The 18,997-nt window shown below is 65.6% G+C and carries 15 protein-coding genes; 7 read left to right on the forward strand and 8 right to left on the reverse strand.

Annotated elements, in window-relative coordinates; genetic code table 11:
• Nucleotides 1–96: SDR family oxidoreductase (locus tag FHW96_RS20040; RefSeq protein ID WP_172342360.1), on the forward strand; the 96-nt coding region annotated here is incomplete at its 5' end.
• On the opposite strand, the gene FHW96_RS20045 is transcribed toward FHW96_RS20040, so the two are convergent.
• Genes FHW96_RS20045 through FHW96_RS20055 form a run of 3 tightly spaced genes read right to left on the reverse strand, consistent with a single transcriptional unit; the run spans nt 93 to nt 5,549 of the window.
• Nucleotides 93–3,296 carry an error-prone DNA polymerase gene (locus tag FHW96_RS20045; RefSeq protein WP_172342361.1) on the reverse strand — a complete coding sequence of 1,068 codons (3,204 nt, stop codon included), beginning with the start codon at nt 3,294–3,296 and terminating at the stop codon, nt 93–95. The two genes, FHW96_RS20040 and FHW96_RS20045, sit on opposite strands and share 4 nt — an antisense overlap.
• A complete protein-coding gene (locus FHW96_RS20050) occupies nt 3,293–4,852 on the reverse strand; it encodes a DNA polymerase Y family protein (RefSeq protein ID WP_172342362.1) in 1,560 nt (519 codons plus the stop codon). The genes FHW96_RS20045 and FHW96_RS20050 overlap by 4 nt, the downstream gene beginning before the upstream one ends.
• On the reverse strand, nt 4,758–5,549 hold the full coding sequence (locus tag FHW96_RS20055; protein WP_172342363.1) for an ImuA family protein: 792 nt from the start codon (nt 5,547–5,549) through the stop codon (nt 4,758–4,760). The genes FHW96_RS20050 and FHW96_RS20055 overlap by 95 nt, the downstream gene beginning before the upstream one ends.
• 172 nt (nt 5,550–5,721) lie before the next feature.
• On the opposite strand from FHW96_RS20055, the gene FHW96_RS20060 reads away from it, so the two are divergent.
• The 4 genes from FHW96_RS20060 to mdoH are packed head-to-tail and all read left to right on the forward strand — an operon-like array spanning nt 5,722 to nt 11,018.
• A complete protein-coding gene (locus tag FHW96_RS20060) occupies nt 5,722–6,570 on the forward strand; it encodes a hypothetical protein (RefSeq protein WP_172342364.1) in 849 nt (282 codons plus the stop codon).
• Nucleotides 6,563–7,735 carry an efflux RND transporter periplasmic adaptor subunit gene (locus tag FHW96_RS20065; RefSeq protein ID WP_371815768.1) on the forward strand — a complete coding sequence of 391 codons (1,173 nt, stop codon included), beginning with the start codon at nt 6,563–6,565 and terminating at the stop codon, nt 7,733–7,735. Before FHW96_RS20060 ends, FHW96_RS20065 begins: the two co-directional genes overlap by 8 nt.
• Nucleotides 7,736–7,788: 53 nt before the next feature.
• Complete coding sequence (locus FHW96_RS20070; RefSeq protein ID WP_253951103.1) at nt 7,789–9,231, forward strand: glucan biosynthesis protein; 1,443 nt, start codon at nt 7,789–7,791, stop codon at nt 9,229–9,231.
• Nucleotides 9,228–11,018, forward strand: a complete 1,791-nt coding sequence (gene mdoH, locus FHW96_RS20075) for a glucans biosynthesis glucosyltransferase MdoH (RefSeq protein WP_172342366.1) — start codon at nt 9,228–9,230, stop codon at nt 11,016–11,018. The genes FHW96_RS20070 and mdoH overlap by 4 nt, the downstream gene beginning before the upstream one ends.
• Nucleotides 11,019–11,066: 48 nt before the next feature.
• Here the strand turns inward: mdoH and FHW96_RS20080 are convergent, their stop codons facing one another.
• The 3 genes from FHW96_RS20080 to dacB form a co-directional block, all read right to left on the reverse strand.
• Nucleotides 11,067–11,564, reverse strand: a complete 498-nt coding sequence (locus FHW96_RS20080) for a RidA family protein (protein ID WP_172342367.1) — start codon at nt 11,562–11,564, stop codon at nt 11,067–11,069.
• A gap of 74 nt (nt 11,565–11,638) precedes the next feature.
• Nucleotides 11,639–12,958 (reverse strand): APC family permease, encoded by a 1,320-nt coding sequence (locus FHW96_RS20085; RefSeq protein WP_172342368.1) that lies wholly within the window; start codon nt 12,956–12,958, stop codon nt 11,639–11,641.
• Nucleotides 12,959–12,968: 10 nt separating this feature from the next.
• The gene (gene dacB / locus FHW96_RS20090; RefSeq protein ID WP_172342369.1) at nt 12,969–14,414 is read right to left on the reverse strand and encodes a D-alanyl-D-alanine carboxypeptidase/D-alanyl-D-alanine-endopeptidase; all 1,446 of its coding nucleotides are present in this window, start codon (nt 14,412–14,414) and stop codon (nt 12,969–12,971) included.
• 141 nt (nt 14,415–14,555) lie between these two features.
• On the opposite strand from dacB, the gene FHW96_RS20095 reads away from it, so the two are divergent.
• Nucleotides 14,556–15,020: a (2Fe-2S)-binding protein gene (locus FHW96_RS20095; protein WP_172342370.1), complete on the forward strand. Its 465-nt coding sequence runs from the start codon at nt 14,556–14,558 to the stop codon at nt 15,018–15,020.
• The gene (locus FHW96_RS20100) at nt 15,017–17,071 is read left to right on the forward strand and encodes a xanthine dehydrogenase family protein molybdopterin-binding subunit (RefSeq protein WP_172342371.1); all 2,055 of its coding nucleotides are present in this window, start codon (nt 15,017–15,019) and stop codon (nt 17,069–17,071) included. Before FHW96_RS20095 ends, FHW96_RS20100 begins: the two co-directional genes overlap by 4 nt.
• On the opposite strand, the gene FHW96_RS20105 is transcribed toward FHW96_RS20100, so the two are convergent.
• Nucleotides 17,068–18,411 carry an amino acid permease gene (locus FHW96_RS20105; protein ID WP_253951104.1) on the reverse strand — a complete coding sequence of 448 codons (1,344 nt, stop codon included), beginning with the start codon at nt 18,409–18,411 and terminating at the stop codon, nt 17,068–17,070. The two genes, FHW96_RS20100 and FHW96_RS20105, sit on opposite strands and share 4 nt — an antisense overlap.
• Nucleotides 18,412–18,487: 76 nt before the next feature.
• Nucleotides 18,488–18,988 (reverse strand): vgr related protein, encoded by a 501-nt coding sequence (locus FHW96_RS20110; RefSeq protein WP_253951105.1) that lies wholly within the window; start codon nt 18,986–18,988, stop codon nt 18,488–18,490.
• Nucleotides 18,989–18,997: the final 9 nt, after the last annotated feature.

Below are 18,997 nucleotides of genomic sequence, written 5' to 3' on the forward strand. Positions count from 1 at the left end.
GATATCATGGGACCCGTCCTCTTCCTCGCCAGCGATGCCTCCGCCCTCATCACAGGAACCTCCCTCATCGTCGATGGCGGCTGGACTGCGGATTAGTGAAAATCGCGTGATTTCGGTAGGATGCGGACATTGCGTGGATGGTTATGCGCCGAGGGGCGGTGAGTTTCTCCCACGACCATTTCCGTCAGCCCGGTCAGCATCGCGGTGCGGTCGATCACCCGGTCGACCATCACATGCACCACGCCCTCCTTGCTGCGCTGGACCACGCCCTCGATCACCATCAGCCGCGCGGCCATCACCGCGCTGCGCTGCTTTTCCAGATCGCGGGCCCAGAGCAGCGCATTGGCAATGCCGGTTTCATCCTCGATGGTGATGAAAACGGCATTGCCCTTGCCGGGCCGCTGACGGGTCAGGACCACACCCGCCACGCGGATCTTGCGCCCATCTTTCAGCTCTTGCGTATGCGAGCAAGGCGACACGCCCTCCTGTTTGAAAGCATCGCGCAGGAACCGCATCGGATGGTTTTTGAGTGACAGGCGCAGCGTTTGATAATCGGCCAGCACGTCTTCGGCAGGCGGCATGGCGGGCAGGGGAGCATCGGCCTCCTCGCCCAGTTCGGGCGCTCCTGCATGGGCGAAAAGCGGCAATTGCGCGGGCGGCTTGCGGCGCACCTCCCACAATCCGCTGCGCCGCGAATGGCCCAAAGATTTCAGCGCATCGGCATCGGCCAGTTTGCGCAAGGCCGCAGGCGGCAGGGCGGCGCGCTGGGCCAGATCCTCAACCGATTGATAAGGCCCGCCGCCGCGCTGATCGGCAATCGCATCGGCCCATTCGCGGCGAAACCCGTCCAGCCGCGAAAAACCCAATCGCAACACCCGCGCCTCATCCTCCAGTGTGCAATCCCATGCGCTGTGTCCCACGTCGATGCGGCGCACCAGCACGCCATGCTCCTGGCAATCGCGAACCAACTGGGCCGGGGCGTAAAAGCCCATGGGCTGGCTGTTGAGCAGCGCGCAGGTGAAGACCGCCGGATGCCGACATTTCAGCCATGAGGACACATAGGCCAGCCAAGCAAAGGCCTGCGCATGGCTTTCAGGAAAGCCATAGTCGCCAAAGCCTTCGATCTGTTTGAAACATCTTTCGGCAAATTCAGGGTCATAACCGCGCGCCGTCATACCGCCCACCAGCCTTTCCTTATAACGGTCCACCGTGCCCTTGTGGCGAAAGGCGGCCATGGCGCGGCGCAGTCCATCGGCCTCGGCCGGCGTGAAGGCCGCTGCCACGATGGCCAGCTTCATGGCCTGTTCCTGAAACAGGGGGACCCCCTCTGTCTTGCTCAACACCTCCTCCAGTTCATTTGGAGGATATCCCGGACCCGGGCTGGGCAGGACCGCTTTTTCCTCACCGGTGCGGCGGCGCAGATAGGGATGGACCATGCCTCCCTGAATTGGGCCGGGCCGCACAATCGCCACCTGAATCACCAGATCATAGAGTTTGGTCGGCCTCATGCGCGGCAACATCGCGATCTGCGCCCGGCTCTCGACCTGAAACGTGCCGATGCTGTCGCCTTTGGACAGCATCTTGTACACGCCCGGATCCTCCAGCGGCACAGTGCGCAGCGAATAATCGCCCAGCCCATGCCGGCGCAGCAGATCGAAACTCTTGCGGATACAGGTCAGCATCCCCAGCGCCAGCACATCGACCTTCATCAGGCCCAGTTCGTTGATGTCATCCTTGTCCCATTCGATGAAGGTGCGGTCGGGCATCGCGGCATTATGGATCGGCACCATTTCGTCCAGCCGCCCTTGGGTCAGCACGAAGCCGCCCACATGCTGCGAAAGATGGCGTGGAAATTCCAGCAATTGATCAACCAGATGCTTCATCCGCGCGATCACCGGATTGGCCGGATCAAAGCCCGCCTGCGTCACGCGCGCCTCGGGCACATCGCCGCCCCAACTGCCCCAGATCGTTGATGACAGGCGCGCGGTCACATCCTCGCTCATGCCCAGCGCCTTGCCCACCTCGCGGATCGTGCTGCGCGGGCGGTAATGGATGACGGTGGCGGCAATCCCGGCGCGATCCCGGCCATAGCGGGCATAGATATATTGCATGACCTCCTCGCGGCGCTCATGCTCGAAATCGACGTCAATGTCGGGCGGTTCGTCGCGCGCCTCGGACAGAAAGCGCGAGAAGAGCAGTTTTGCGCGCACCGGATCAATCGGCGTGATGCCCAGAAAATAGCAGACCAGCGAATTGGCCGCGCTGCCGCGCCCCTGACACAGGATGGGGGGATCAAGGCTGCGCGCATGATGCACGATGTCATGCACGGTCAGGAAGTAGGGGGCATAGTTGCGCGACCGGATCAGGCCGAATTCTTCCTGCAAAACAGCCATATATTCCTTGGGCAGGCCATTGGCGAAGTGATTTTTGATGCCCCGCATCACCAGATGTTCCAGCCACGCCTGCGGTTGCCACCCGTCGGGCACCGGTTCATGCGGATATTCATAGCGCAGCTCGTCCAATGTGAACTGCACCCGCGAGAGCAGGTCCATGCTGGCCTCCACCGCCGCCGGACAGACGCGGAACAGGCGCGCCATTTCGGCGGGGCCTTTCAGATGGCGCTCCGCATTGATGGCAAGGCGCCGCCCGGCGCTCTGGATCGTCACGCCCTCGCGGATACAAGTGAGGATGTCGTGCAGGGGCCGCGCCTGCGGACTGTCGTAAAGCGCATCATTGCTGGCCAGCAGGGGCACGCCGGTGGCCGCCGATAAAGCCTGCGCCTGCGCCAGACGCCGCGCATCGGCCCCGCTGCGCAACATATGCGCCGCCAGCCAGACCGCGCCGGGCCGCGCCTCCTGCAAGCGCTCCAGCACACCGCGATCCTGCCCTATGGCTATCAGCAGCAGATCATCGGCATGATCGAGCAGATCGGGCAGGCGCAGGATACAATCGCCCTTTTCCGCCCGCCGATTGCCCAAAGTCAGCAGCCGCGTCAGCCGCCCCCAGCCATGCCGCGTGGCCGGATAGGCGATGATATCGGGCGTGTCATCGGCAAAGACCAGCCGCGCCCCCACCACCAGTTTCAGCCCGCAGGCCTCGCGCCCCAGATCTTTCCACGCCTTATGCGCGCGCACTACGCCCGCCACGCTGTTGCGGTCGGCCATGCCCAGTCCGGCCAGCCCCAGCAGCACCGCGCGCGTCACCATGTCCGCCGGATGCGAGGCCCCGCGCAGAAAACTGTAATTGCTGGCCGCGATCAGCTCGGCAAAAGCGGGAGTCGGGGCGGGCGTTTTCATGCGAAAAGCCCATGCATATACCAATGCGGATCGGACTTTTCCTCATACAACCCATGGCGGAAAATCCAGTAGCGCCGCCCATGTCGATCCTCGACCCGGTAATAGTCGCGGGTCAGCCCGCCCATGCCGGGGATCTCGCCCTCCTTGCGCCGCCACCATTGCGCGGCGATGCGTTCCGGCCCTTCAAACCGGCGGACTTCATAAAGGATGCTTCGCCAGCGGAAACGATGGGGCGGGCCGTCGGGTACTTCGGCAATGACATCAACCTGTTGCGGCGGATCGAACAGGAACAGGGGGCGCAAAGGCGGCTCTCCCTCCGCCGGGGCGGGCCATGGGATCGGCGCATGATGGATAGCCGGAAGTGCCAGTTGCGCCTGCTCGGGCATATGGCTGTCCTGCGGCACAAGGCGGCGCAAGGCCTGCGGCCCCAACCGCGTGCTCAGCCGGTCGATCAGTTCGGCCAGCGCGGCTTCCTGCCTCTCTTCGCCATCCAGCGCGCTCTGGCTGGCCAACAGCGGTTCGGCCAGAGGCACCAGCAGCGCAATCCGGTCATAGCCAAAACCGGGGTCGAGCGGATCGGCCAGCGCCGCGATGCGTTCATCGAACAGGCGCAGCACCAGCGCCGGATCGCGCGTGGGCAGACCGGTTTCGATCATCAGCCGATGCCGCGCCCCATCGCTGCGAAACAGGGTGAGGGCAAAGCGCCGCCCGCCCAGATCGCGCTGCGCCATCTCGCCCGCAGCCTGATGCATCAGGTCGAGGAAGCAGGCCGCGATGGAGGATTGCAGGCCGATGGGTTCGGGAAATCGCCGCTCGAAGCGCAGCGGGCGCGGGCGAAGGATGGGCGCAATCGGCGCCTGCTCCTCGCCCAGCAGGCGGCGCAGGGCGGTGACCGTTTGCCCACCGAAACGCGCGGCGATGGCGGCCATCGACCGCCCCGCCACATCGCCCACCGTTTTCAGCCCCGCGCGCGAAAGCGCCAGCGCCGCCTCATGTTCCAGCCCCAGCGCAGCCATCGGCAGGGCGCGGATCGCGCGGCCTTCATCGGCCACGGGCCCCTGGCCATAATGCACCCCATAACGAACCAGAGCCTGCGCCGCCTCAGACGTTGCAGCCATGGCCACCCGCGTGGTCATGCCGATGTCGGCCATCGCATCCTCGACCTGAGCGGCCAAACCGGCCTCGCCGCCGAACAGGTGATCGACCCCGGTGCTTTCCATCACCAGCCCGTCGGGCGGCGTCACCATCACATGGGGCGACCATGCGCCGCAGCGCCGCGCCAGACGCATCAGCCAGTGTGCATCGGCTTCCTCGTCCATTTCGGCCACGATCAGATCGGGCAAAACCGCCCGCGCATCGGCCAAAGCCATGCCCACCACCATGCCTTGATCCCGCGCCGCGCCATTCACCGCGCCCAGCCGCAAGGCCCCGCGCACCTTGGCCACCATGGCCAGAGGCGCGTCATGCAGCGTGCCGCTCTCCTGCTCGATCCCCCGCTCGACCTTGAGCCGGTCGGTCGAGAGGAACGGGAACCACAGCGCCAGATAGCGCTTCATGGTTTTGCCCTTTACGGAACTGGCATTTTTCACGGTCCCACTCCAGCCGCCAGCTCTGGCCGGACGGGCCGGAGCGCTGGCGCAACAAGGTCACATCGAAACAGGGTGCGCCCGGCGCATTGCCCAATAAGGCTTGCGAGGGCGCAGCCGTCACCTGCCATCGCGTGCGCGCCGCGCTGGGCGTTGGTGCGGCATCCATGCGCAGCAGCAGCAAAGGCACGCCCGATTGCTCTGCCGCCAGCGCAAAGCGGCGGCTCGCCGTCAGGTCCAGCTCGCGCATAGCCCCCCAGCTTTCCACCACCACCGCCCCCAGCGCCGCGCAGCGCAAGCCATCGACCGCCGCGCGCAGCAGCCCCATCGTATCGCCCACCACGCCGACCAATCCGCCATCGGGCGCGCCGCCCAGCTCGGCCCAGCCCGCACCCTGAAACACGCCCAGCGCGCCCACCGCCCGCCGCGAACGCAGCCAGAGCAAGGGCCGCGCGCCGGACATGCCCCCCCCGCACATCCCCATCGCGGCGCCCAGCGTGAAACCCGCCGCCGCCGCTGCATCGCCCACCTCGGCCGCATAGATCTCGTGCAGGCAGCCATGAGCCAGCCCGCCGCCCAGCGCGGCGTCCATAGGCTCCATGCCGCTGCTCCACCGGGATAGGGGCGGCGCATCAGGCATGGGCGAGGGGGCGTTTATGATTCTCATGTGTTCTTATTATGTTCCAATCGAGGTGAAGATCAAGCCCCCGCTTGCCCCCTTGCAAACCAAGGATTTGACACAGGTTGACCGCTAAAGCGTTGCCTACGCGCGATGGATGGAGCGGGCTTTCACTACGGTCCATCCCCGCTTCTGCTAAGCAGCGAAGGTGCACAAGTTCATGTTTCTTCACGAACGGACCCGTTTCACAGGGCTGGTTCCGGCGCTCGTCCTTGCCTGCGCGGCCTGTACGCCGCAGACGGGGCTTCATACGCAGGCGCCGGCACAGGCCGAGCCATCGATGGCGGGGGATTGGTGGCATCAATCGGGCGACGCGCTGCTGGATGAAATGGTGGCGCAGGCATTGAGCGCCCTGCCGCCCGTCTGCGCCGCGCCGGAGAGGGGGATTCGCGGCGGCATCCGGGCCGCGCTGCATCATCAAAGCGCCGAAAAACGCCATGCGCAGGAGCATGAGCGCGCCGTGGAACGCCTGCAAAAGGCCGAGGCGGTGGCCGGGGCCTATCTGCGGCTGCGTGCTTGGGCCGATCGTCTGGCCGCGCGCCATGCGATGCTGGCGCCATGGGTCGACAATGCCGAAATCGCCCGTTTCCGCCGCGAGGCCGGGCTGGTGCCCGCGCTGGATGAGGATATGGCGGGGGTGATGGTGGGCCTCAATGCCAGTGACGAGGATGCCGCGCGCGCCGGGCTGGAACGCGCGCTGACCGATCTGGCTCGTTTGACCGGACAGGACGCGGCGGCTCTGCGTGCAAGGCTGGACAAGACCTCGGCCATGCCGATCGGCAATGGGGCGGCGACCTCGAATACTTTGCTGGCGCAGGCCGAAGCCGCGCTGGCCAATGCCCGCATCGCCTATCGCGGCGGCGCGGCCAGTTTCGCCACGCTCTATGTGGCCGAGGCCAATGCTTTGGCCGCGCGTGAGGCGCAGATCATGGCCAATCACACTGCCGCGCTTGCCACCATTCGCCAATGGAGCGAAAAGGCCATGGCCGAGGAGGCGCATTGTGGCTGAACTATCGCCGACCGACAGCCTGCTGGGCGCGCAGACGCCCCGGCGGCGGCGCGGGTTGACCGTGCTGTTGCTGGTGCTGCTGGCCGGATTTGCGGCGCTCTGGCTGTTCACGCGTTTTCTGGTGGGGACGGATTCGCCCTATTTCACCGCCCCTGTCGAACGCGGCGATCTGACGCCCACGCTCTCGCTGCGCGGCACGCTGCATGGTGAGGGCGAAGTGACGATCGCTGCCGCGCAGGATGGCGTGGTGGTCAGCCTTGCCTCGCCGGGCGGAATGCGCGTGGCGGCGGGGCAGGAACTGGTGGTGCTCGATACGCAGGCGCTGGCGCGCAGCCTTGAGAGCAATAAGGCCGCGCTGGAGAGCGCGAAGGAGGCCCAGCAGCGCGCCCAGATCACCCTGCGCGAACATCAGGTTCGGTTGGATCGCTATGAGGGCGTGTGGCGCAAATCGGGCGGACGGGTGCCTTCGCTTAACGAGATGGAGGGTGCGCGCGCCGATGTTTCGCGCGCGCAGATCGACCTGTCCCGCGCGCAGGACGCCATTGCGCAGGGCGAGCGGCAGATCGAGATGGATCAGGCATCGATGGCCAATGCCATCGCGCGGGCGCCTTTTGCGGGCTATCTGGTGGCCTGCTCGGTGGCGCCGGGGCAATGGGTTCATGCCGGGCAACCGCTTTGCACCATCGCGGCCAATCCGGAAAAGCTGAGCATCTCTGTGCCGATTACGGAAAGCGATGCCGGGCGCATGGCAGCGAAAGCGGGCGCCCGCGTGCTGGTCGATGGCAAGAGCGATGCGGAACGCAAGGCGGCGTTGGTGCGCATCGACCGACTGCCCCATGGCGGGCGTGAGGCGTTGTTCGCGCTGGCTCCGCCGGAAAAAGAGGGCGCGGCGCTGCTCCCCGGCCTTGAGGCGCTGGCCCAAATCGATCTGGCCGAGCGCGAGAATGTCCTGCTGGTTCCCAATGCCGCGTTGACTTTCAGCCTGCATGGCGAGGAACGCAGCCGCCAGAGCGGCGTTTATGTGGCAGGCAGTGATGGCGCCCCGCGTTTCGTCGCCGTCGCGCTGGGGGCCAATGACGGCCATCGCAGCGAAGTTTTGTCGAGCGCGTTGCAGCCGGGCGATCAGGTGATCATCGGATGGCGGCGCGACCACAAAGGATCATGATGATTTCCCGATTGACCCGAAGGAATGTGACGAAAAGCGGATTGGGCGCTCTGATGATGGCTTTTGCCGGGCGTGCTCTGGGCGAGGCGGCCATACCGGGGCGTTTCGGGCCCGCGCGGCGCTTTTCATGGGATGATCTGGTGGCGCAGGCGCAGATGCGCGCTCGCCGCCCCTATGCCCGCCAGATCGCCGTCCATGCCGTGCCCGATTTCGACACCCATGTACGCTTGAGCTATGATCCCGCCGAGATGGTGGCGGGCCGTTTACGCCTGTTTCCGGCCAAGGTGGATACGGCGCCCGATGCGGTGAACATCCATGTCGTGGAAAATGGCATGGCGCGCGCGATTGTGGACACCCATGGCCTGTTCGGCGGCGGGCAATCGGCCGATGTCGCCGGTTTCCGCGTGATGGAGGCCCATGGCGGTGGTGACTGGCTGGCCAGCCTTGGCGCGTCCTATTTCCGCGCGGTGGGGCCAACCGGGCAATATGGCCTCTCGGCCCGCGCGATTGCCGTCGACACGGCCATGCCGGGGCCTGAGGAATTCCCCGCCTTCACCGATTTCTGGATCGAACAGAAGGGGCCGGATCATCTGCTGATCCAAGCGCTGGTCGACGGGCCTTCGCTGTGCGGGGCCTATGCGTTTGACATTACGCGCACGGGCGCGGGGGTCGAGCATGGGGTGCGCGCGGCGCTGTTTATCCGGCGCGACATTCGGCGGCTGGGCGTGGCGCCGATCACCAGCATGTTCGATTTCGATCAGGCCACCCGCCCCGCCGATGGCGACTGGCGGCCCGAGGTGCATGACAGCGACGGTCTGGCCATCCATGCCGGCAATGGCGAGCGGGTCTGGCGCCCGCTGGACAATCCGCCGGGGCCGCGCGTTCACATGCTGCGCGCCGACGGGGTGAAGGGCTTTGGCATGATCCAGCGCGACACCGCCTTTGACCATTATCAGGACGATCTCAATTTCTACAATCGCCGCCCCTCGCTCTGGGTCGAACCGGAGGGCGATTGGGGGCCGGGCGCGGTGATGCTCTACGAGATGAACACGATCTCGGAAAATGTTGATAATATGGCGGCGATGTGGGTTTCCGACCGGCCCGCGCGCGCCGGGGACCGCCGCGATTTCGCCTATCGGCTGCGTTGGGGGCAGGGCGATCTGGCGGGTGATGGCAATGCCGTTTGCGTCAATTTTTTCATGGGGCCGGGCGGCGTGCCGGGCGCCGATCCGATTGCCGGGGCCATGCGCTATGTTTTCGATTTTTCCGGCCCGGCGCTGCGCGGCCTGACGCGGGACAGCAAGGTTGAGGCGGTGACCGATCTGGGCGCGGCGCTGATCATGGCCAATGTGTTTCCGGTGGAGGGTCAGCAGGACCTGTGGCGCGTGACGATGGATGTCCGGGTCGAAGGTCTGAAACAGAATGAGTTTCGCCTGTTTCTGCGCCGGGCGGGCGGGGCGCTGAGTGAGACCGTGATCAAGACGGTGCGCCCATGACACCCCCCAAGGGCGCCACCCATCTGCCCCAATTGCCGCCGGAGGCCCCGCTGGCCATGCCGGTGCAGGATCTGTTCGGCAATCCGCCCGCCCGGATCGAGGTGCTGACCCGCCCGCATGGCATGGGGATGAAGCGCTTGCTGCTGGTGCTGTTGACGGCGGTGCTCAGTCTGGCGGCATCAAGCGAGCTGCGCGTGCAATTCTCGCTCGACGGGCTGGACTGGTTCGAGGTGGCGCTGCTGATCTGCTTTGTGCCTTTGTTCAGTTGGGTGGCCTTTGGCTTTGTCACCTCGCTGATCGGTTTTGTGCAACTGATCAGCGGCGAACATCCCGGCTTCACCGAAATTCCCAGCCCTGCCAAGGCCCTGCGCCATCGCACGGCGGTGTTGATGCCGGTCTATAATGAGAGCGTCGCGGAGGTGTTTGCCCGCGTCGAGGCTATGGGCCATTCGATTGCGGCATCGGGCGGCGGTCCATGGATCGACTTTTTCGTGCTGAGCGATTCGCGTCCCGATCATGGCGCGTTGGAGGAGGAGGCATGGGCCAGACTGGCGCCCCGGCTGCCGATCCGACTGTTCTATCGCCGCCGTGCCGAAAATACCGAGCGCAAGCCGGGCAATATTGCCGAATGGGTCCGCCGCTTTGGTGGGGCCTATGAGAATATGCTGGTGCTGGACGCGGACAGTTTGATGAGCGGACATGCGATTGTCGGCATGGCGGCCATCATGGAGGAGCGTCCCTCGGTCGGCCTGTTGCAGACCGTGCCGATGATCACCAATGCGCGCACCCTGTTTCAGCGCTGGATGCAGTTCGCCAGCGAGGCTTACGGCCCTATCGCCTCGGCGGGGCTGCTGTGGTGGTCGGGGTCGGAGGCCAATTTCTGGGGCCATAATGCGATCGTGCGAACCCGCGCCTTTGCCGAGGGCTGCGGATTGCCGCAATTGCCGGGTAATCCGCCCTTTGGCGGGCCGATCCAGAGCCATGACATGTTCGAATCCGCCCTGCTGCGCCGTCGCGGCTGGGCCGTCCACATGATCATGATCGGCGGCAGTTATGAGGAATTTCCGCCCAGCATCGTCGATTTCGCGATCCGCGACCGGCGCTGGATGCAGGGCAATCTGCAGCATCTGCAATTGCTGGGCGCTTCGGGGCTCAGCCTGACGCATCGGCTGCATCTGCTGCTGGGGGCTTCGGCCTATCTCACCTCGCCGGGCTGGCTGCTGCTGGTGATCACCTCGATCCTGCGCATGGGCGCGGCGGGCGAATGGCAGGCGGCGGGGGGTATGCCGCTCAACGTGTTATGGCTGACGCTCGTGCTGCTGTTCGGGCCCAAAGTGATGGGCATGCTCTGGCTGTTGGCGGACCCGGCGCGGGCGCGGACATTTGGCGGGGGCGGCAGCATCGTACGCTCGGTGGCGCTGGAGACGGTGCTCTCCATCCTGCTGGCGCCCGTCACGATGGTGACCCAGACCAAGGCGCTGGCGGCTTTGCTGATGGGCGTGCCTTCGGGCTGGAACACGCAGGCGCGCGAGGCGCGGCGACTGCCGGTGCGGGGGCTGCTGGGCTCTCTGCGCGAACATCTGTTGCTGGGCGCGCTGTTTGCCGCGACCTTTTTCTACAGCATCAGCCTAGGCCTCTGGCTTTCGCCTCTGGCGCTGGGCCTGCTGCTCTCGCCTTGGCTGATCAGCCTGACCTCGGGTGAGGATCTGGGATCGGCGGCGGGTCATGCGGGCGTCTTTGCCGTGCCAAGGCCGGAGATTGCCGACCCGACCGCTCCCAAAGAATAGGGGGCCAAGGAATAAGGGCGGCAGGCAAACCGCCGCCCTTGGACATGCTTACTTCTTGGGCGTCTTGGCGGCGGTCGCCTCGATTTCCACCAGGAAGGCGGGACCGGCCAGCGCGGCCACCTGCACCACCGAACGGGCCGACTTGTTGGGCTGGGCGGCGGTGCCGAAGAACTGGCCATAGGCTTCGTTGAAACCCTTGAAGTCCAGCTTGCCGCCATTGGCCGGATCGCCGACCAGGAAGACCGTCAGCTTGATGACGTCGGACATTTCATAACCCTGCGCCTTGAGCGCGGCTTCGATCTTCTTGAAGGTGCTGATGGCCTGCGTCTTGGTGTCGCCATAGGTGGCGATGGCGTCGGGCGCGCCGCCCTGAACGGCAGGAGCGGGAACTTGACCCGACAGGATCAGCATATCCGCCTTGGCCGGAACCAGCACGCCCGTCAGGATCGGCGAGGTGGCAGCGCCCGGAATGCGGGTGACGTCCTGCGCCTGCGCCACGGCGGGGATCGCGGCAAGGAGGGCGGCAGCGGTCAAAAGGCGTTTCATCGGTTCAACTCCTGATGGAAAGACGCCGCCTTTGTGGCACGCGGGGATGACGCCGCCAAGACCGGGGTAAAGCGCTATTTTGCGTATGCTTGCGCGCGGCGGCGCAATAGAAAATCCAGCCCAGCGCCCAGCGCCAGAACCCCTGCGCCAAACACCGCGCCCAGCCCAAGCTGAACAAAGGAAGCATAGAGCATATAGGCCGCCAGAGCGATGAAAACGGCGGGAAACAGCGGAAAGAGCGGCGTTCTGACCGGGCGCGGCAGGGCGGGATGCATGATCCGCAAACGGATCGCCGCCGCCATGCCCATGCCGATAAACAGCCAATAGACCGGCGTCATATAATCCACCATGGCGTTAAACCCGCTGCCTGTCAGTGCCGAAAGCAGGGTGAGCACCAGCGACACGCCGCCCACCGCCAGCGCCGCGCGGGTGGGTGTGCCGCGTGTGGGGTGCCAATGGGCCAGAGCGCCAAGGCCTGGATGATCGCGCGCGGCGGCATAGGTGGTGCGTGCGCAGACGATGATGGTCGAATTGATGCTGGCCACCGCCGATATGCCCACCACCGTCACCACCAGCACCTGTCCCGGCCAGCCAAACGCCATGCGCGCCAGATCGGCGGCAGGGGCTACCGAATGGGCCAGCTCCCTTTCGCCAAGGCCGCGCATCAGCGCCCAGTTGAGCGCGACATAGATCAGCCCGAGCAGGCCGATTGAGCCGATTACCGCAATGAACATGCCCCGCCGCCCTGATCGCACCTCGGCCGAGAGGGTTGCCGCATCGCTCCACCCGCCATAGGCGAGGAAGATATAGATGAGCGCCACAGCGATCCCGCCCATGGCCGGGCGCGGCGCATCGGGCATGACGGGGGCGGCCGGAACCACAATCCCGGCCAGAATGACGGCAACAAAGCCCAGCGCCACGGCCAGCACCAGCGCCGCCTGTGTCAGGAAGCCTAGCCGCACATGGGCCAGATTGAGCCCTGTCATCGCCGTCACCAGCCCCACCGACAGCACCAGCCGCCCGCCCGCGCCCAAGCCCAGCGGCGCGCCGATATAATCGGCGGCCAGATGCGCCATCAGCGCCACCCATCCGGTATGCATGATGGCAAAGCGCGACCATGCGTAAAGTGTGCCCACCCTTTCACCCCAAGCGCGGCGGATGAAACTGTATTCACCCCCCGCGTCGGGAAAGGCGGCGGCCATTTCGACATAGGACAGGCCGCCGACAATCGAGACTATTGCGCCTGCCACCCACAGGCCGAGGAAATTCCAATGGCCGATCGAGGCGACAATTGTGGGCGCGGTTTTCAGCGCATCGGTGGACATGATCATGCCCAGCGCCAGCAGCATCGCATGCAGGCTGTGAAGGTGCCGTTGCGGCTGATGGATACTCATGGGCGGGGCTTTAGTTTGCCGCCGCGATCAGCGCCAGCGCCTCGTCCATCGCGGGCAGCACCGAGGGCGCGCCCGAAGGCCGGTCATTGGCATAGATGGCAAAGGTCAATTCGCGCCCGCTGGCCGCGATCATATATCCGGCCAGCGCATTGGCGGCCAGCAAAGTGCCGGTTTTGGCAAAGACTTTGCCTTGCAGGACAGGGTTTTTCATCCGGCGACCCAGCGTGCCGTCTACTCCGCCGATGGGCAAGGTCTTGCGCCAGTCCGCCGCCCATGGCTGCCCATTGGCCCAGTGGAGATAGGACACCATCGCGCGCGGGGTGATGCGATTGTCGGGCGAGAGGCCCGAACCATCATAGAAATCATGCGAGGAGGCGGGCAGACCGGCCCGCGCGATGGTCTGGTTCAGCACGATCCGTCCGGCGGGCGTGGTGGGCGAGAAGCCCTGCGTCAAAGCCAGTTTTTTCAGGAACAGATGCGCGTGCAGGTTTTGGCTGACCTTTGACGTGATGGTCAGGTCCTCGATCAGGTCGGGCGGGGTCAGGGTGGACAGATCGGGCGCCTGCGCGGCGGGAGTGATCGCCGCCGGGATCATATCCACCGGCCCCATCGGCGCATGGCGGGCGCGGGGGTGGCCGGTGACCTTTACGCCGCGTTCGCGCAGCAATTGGGCAAGGCGGATCGCGGCATAATCGGCCGGATCGTCAATGTCGAAATCCAGCCTCTGCTCCTTGCCGCCAAGGGGCAGCGAGCCGAACAGGCGGATCTGGCGCGTGCCGGGGATCATCTCGACCATGACCTCGGCGTGGGAATCGGGCGCGCCGGTGGTGATCTGGTTGACGATCTCCATGTCGGGCGCGGCGATTTCCAGCGCGGCGCGCCCCGGCGCCCCCACCGCATCGCCCGGATTGGCCAACACGGTCAGTTCATTGTCATTGATCGTCAGCGCGGAAATCTGGGTGCGTGTGCCGGGGCGGATGCGGTCGGAGATGATCCAGCGCTCGAAAGGCATGAAGCTGTCATCGCCGATCACATCGCCCACGCGCTTCACCCCGCCCGCCGCCACGGCATCGGCCAGAGCTGCAAGGCAGTCCTTCTCGCAATCGGAGCGGTCCTTCATCATCGCATCGCCGCGCCCGACAATGACGACGTTCTTGCGGCCATGATCCTCCTCGATCCGCACACCATTGCCCGCATTGGGAAAAGACCCGCGCGCCATGGCGTCAAACACGGCGGTGGTGACAAAGATCTTGGTGTTCGATGCAGGCTGAAACCTCTCATCCGGGGCGATGGAGGCGATGACATGGCCCTCCTTGTCCTCAACCCGCAGGCCCCAGCGCGTGCCCTCGATGGCCGGCTTGGCCAGCACGGCGCGGATCTGCGCATCCAGATCGGCAGCGCAGGCCGGGCCGCAAAGCGCCACCAGAGTGGCAAGCCCGGTTATGGTCAGGCGCATGATCGCAAATTCCCTGTTTGACAGCCTATCGCCCGATCATTGCAGAATGCCGCGCCGCCGCAAGGGGCAAAGCCGCGCCAGCTTTGCGTATTTTCGCCAGTAGGGGGGGTGGTTTAGCATCCGCGGCAAGGGGGAATAATCATGCCGATCATCCTGAGCGTGAATGGGCAAAAGCACAGTGTCGACAATGCCGCCGCCGATGTGCCTTTGCTGTGGGTGCTGCGCGATATGGTGGGCATGACGGGCACAAAATTCGGCTGCGGGGTGGGGCTGTGCGGGGCCTGCGGCGTGCTGATCGGGGGGCAGCGGTTCTTTAGCTGTCAGACGCCTTTGCGCGCGGTGATCGGGCGCGATGTGGTGACGATCGAGGGGCTGGGCGAGGATCCGCATGGCGCGGCGCTGCAACAGGCGTGGGAGGAGGCCGATGTCGTGCAATGCGGTTATTGCCAGCCCGGCCAGTTGATCGCGGCCTGCGCCTTGCTGAAGGCTAATCCGCGCCCCGACGATGCGGCGATTGACGAAGGGATGAGCGGCAATCTGTGCCGCTGCGGCACCTATCCGCGCATCCGCAAGGCGGTGAAACTGGCGGCGGGAGGCGGGCGATGAGCGAGGGCGGATTTTCGCGCCGGAGCATGTTGCAGGGCGCGGCGGCGGTGGGCGCAGCCATGGTGGTGCCTGTTGCGCGCGGGGCGGGCGGCGGGGCGCTGGCGGCCAACGCCTATATTTCCATCACAGCCGCAGGCGTCGAACTGGCCTTGCCCAAGACCGAGATGGGGCAGGGGGTGATTACCTCGCTCTCCATGCTGGTGGCCGAGGAATTGGGCGTGGCCTTGAACAAGGTGCGGGTGAGCATTCCCGATGGCGATGCGCCCCGCTTTGCCCCCATCACGCAGGAGACCGGTGGCTCAACCTCGATCCGCGAAGTGTACAAGCCCATGCGGCAGGCGGCCGCACGGGCGCGTGTGGCCTTGATCGAGGCGGGGGCGCGGCAGTTGGGCATCGCGCCGGGACAATGCGATCTGGTTGACGGCATGGTGGTTTGCGGCAAGCGGCGGATTGCGATGGGCGATCTGATTGCGGCGGCGAGCCTGCCCCGCGAGGCGCCTCTGCGTGATCGGTTGGGCCTGATAGGCAAGCCTACCCGTCGTATCGACGCGCAGCCCAAGATCACCGGCGCGATGCAGTTCGGGATCGATTTTCGTCTGCCCGGCATGAAGGTGGCCACGCTGGCGCAATGCCCGATCTATGGCGGTACGCTGGCCGGGCTGGACGAGGCGGCGGCGCTGGCGACCCCCGGCGTGGTCAAGGTGGTGAAGGGCCGCGATGTGGTCTTTGTCGTGGCCGATCATTACTGGGCGGCGCTGCAAGGCTATGTGGCGGCCAATGTGCGATGGGCCCCGGGGCCGAAACCGGCCGAGCAGGGGGCGATTGTCGCCGATCTGGAGGCGGCGCTGGCCCGCCCCGGCCATTCGGCCAAGGCGCAGGGCGACCTTAACGCCGCGCGGGGCCGCGCATTTTCCGCCACCTATCATCAGCCTTTCCTGGCCCATGCAGCGATGGAGCCTTTGGCCTGTACCATCCATGTTACGGAAAACGGCTGCGAAATCTGGTCGGGATCGCAGGTTCCCGCGCAAGCCCGCGCCGATGCGGCCAAGGCGCTGGGCATGGGCGAGGACAAGGTGACCTTTCACAACTTTCAGATGGGCGGCGGTTTCGGGCGGCGGCTGGAAACCGACATGGTGCTGCGCGCGGTCGAACTGGGGCGGGCGGTGCCCTGGCCGGTCAAGCTGGTCTGGAGCCGCGAGGAGGATGTGCAGCATGACATGTTCCGCCCTGCCTATGCCGACCGGATCAGTGCCACGCTGGACGACAAGGGCAAGCCCGTCGCATGGGAACATCGCATCGCCGGTTCCTCGATCATGGCGCGGTTGATGGGCGATGGGTTCAAGGGTGTGGATGGCGACGCCATCGAGGGCGCGGTGGAGATGCCCTATGCCGTGGCGGCCCATCATGTCTCGTTTCAACAGGTCGAAAGCGCGGTGCCGACCAGCTGGTGGCGCGGGGTGGGGGGCTTGCGCTCCTGCTTTGTGGTGGAAAGTTTTATCGACGAACTGGCCCATGGCGCGGGGGCCGATCCGCTGGCCTATCGGCTGGCGCTGATGGAGGATGCGCGCAGCCGGGCGGTCTTGGCCCGCGCGGCCAAGGAGGCGGGCTGGGGGCGGGCCTTGCCGCCGGGGCAGGAGATGGGGCTTGCCGTGCTTAAACTATGGGGCACGCATATTGCCGCGGTGGTCGAGGCCAAGGTAAATGAGGGCCAGATCAGCGTGCCGCGCGTGACTATTGCGGTTGATTGCGGACTGGCGATCAATCCGCTGGGCATCGAGGCGCAGGTGGAGAGCGGGGTGATCTTTGGCCTTTCCGCCGCGCTTTATGGCGAGATCACGATGAAGGACGGCGCCGCCCAGCAGTCAAACTATCACGACTTCCGCATCCTGCGCATGAATGAGGCGCCGCGCATCGCAACCCATATCATGCCCAGTCAGGCCGATCCGGGCGGCATGGGCGAGCCGCCCTGCGCGGTGGTGGCGCCCGCGCTGGCCAATGCGGTTTTCGCCGCCAGTGGGCAGAGGATGCGCCAATTGCCGCTGGTGGTTTAGGCGCGCCGCCGCCACCACGCCGCCCCCATCGCCAAGCCCAGCGTGACAAGGCTGCTGATCAATTCCACCCGGCGTGCAGGCGCGAACATCATCGCCACCAGAATGCTCAGGATCGCGGCCAGCGTGGCATAGGAAAGCCATGGAAACAGCCACATGCGGATGGGCAAGGTTTCCCGGCCCTCCGCCTCGATCCGGCGGCGCTGGACGATCTGCGCCACAGCCACGGCGAAATAGACAAACAGCATCAGCGCGCCCGAGGCATTGACCAGAAAGGAAAACACCAGTTCGGGCGAGATGACCGAGGCCGCCAGCGCCAGATAGCCGAACAGGCTGGCGATCAGGATCGCGCGGGCGGGCACTTTGCGCCGGTTGACCGCGACCAGCCATGCGGGCGCATCGCCCTTGTCGGCCAGAACGAAGAGCACCCGGCTGGTCACATACATGCCCGAATTGAGGCAGGATAGGACCGCCACCAGCACAACAAGGTTCATCACGAATTCGGCATGGGGAATCGCCATATGGCCCAGCGCAATGGCAAAGGGCGAGGTGCCGGGTACGATCTGCGTCCATGGCATGACGGCCACGATCAGCAGCAGCGAGAGCACATAGAACAGGATGATCCGCGCGGCCACGCTGCTGGTGATGCGGGCGATGGTGCGGGCCGGTTCATGCGATTCGGCCGCCGCCACCGTGGCGATCTCTGCGCCGGTCAGGGCAAAGATCACGCTGGCCGTGCCCGCCAGCACCGCGCCCCATCCCTTGGGCGCAAAGCCGCCATAGGCGTTAAGGTTGCCCCACGTCGGCCCGGTGGGGGAAGTGAGGCCGAAAGCCCAGACGCCCGCAATCGCGATAAAGCTGACAATGGCCAGAACCTTCATCAGCGAGAACCAATATTCGAACTCGCCATAGGAGCGGGTGGACATCAGGTTTACCCCGGTCAGCATCCCCAGCAAAGCGACCCCGATGGCCCAGACCGGCGCGTCGATCCAGATATGCAGGATCTTGGCCCCGGCAATCGCCTCGATCGGCACGACGATGACCCAGAAATACCAATAGAGCCAGCCGCAGACGAAACCCGCGCGCGGCCCCAGCACTTCGCGCACCAGTTCGGTGAACGCGCCAAGGCCGGGGCGCAGCGCGGCCATTTCGGCCATCATCCGCATCACCATCAGCACGACCAGCCCCGCCAGCCCATAGGACATGACCACGGCCGGCCCCACCTGCGCAATCGAGCTGGACGAGCCGACGAAAAGCCCCGCGCCGATGATCCCGCCAATCGCGATCATCGAGACATGGCGCGATTTCAGCGCGGCCTGAAGCTGGTTGTCACTTGCGGCCAAACCCTATCCCCTTGGCGCTGATCCCTGCGCGAAGTGAACAGGTTGGACCGGTCCGGGTCAAGCCCTGCCCGATACGCTATTTGCCCCGGCCAAAAGGGATAAGGCGCAACAGATCGGCCAGCGCCGGTGCATCGGCCCATTGCGCGCCCTGGCGCAGCAGAAAGGCGTGGCGGATGATCTCGGCCTGTTGCTCGATATTGAAATCGCCCCATGCCGCGCCGGGGCGCAGAGCATAGTCATAGCGGCAAAAGGGCATCCGGCGCAGCAGCAGGTTAATCCCGGCCTGATGCTGCCAGACATGGGCCATTTCGTGGATAAACAGGCCCTGCGCGGCCAGCGACCCTTGCGCAAAGCATGGGTGCCACAGGGTGCTTTCGGGGTGGAAATGCAGATGGCCGCGCGGTGCCATCACCACATTGCGCGGTTGAAACCACCACCAGCGCCGCCGGATCACCCGCACCGGATCCGGATTGAGCGCGGCGCCGAACATATCCGCCACCATGGTCCTTTCGGCTGGTGTCAGGACGCGGGAGGTGGGGCGGTGTTCGATCATCGCGCGATCTATGGCGTGTGTCATAACGGCGCG

The organism is Novosphingobium sp. SG751A, from assembly GCF_013149295.1.
Lineage (GTDB): Bacteria > Pseudomonadota > Alphaproteobacteria > Sphingomonadales > Sphingomonadaceae > Novosphingobium.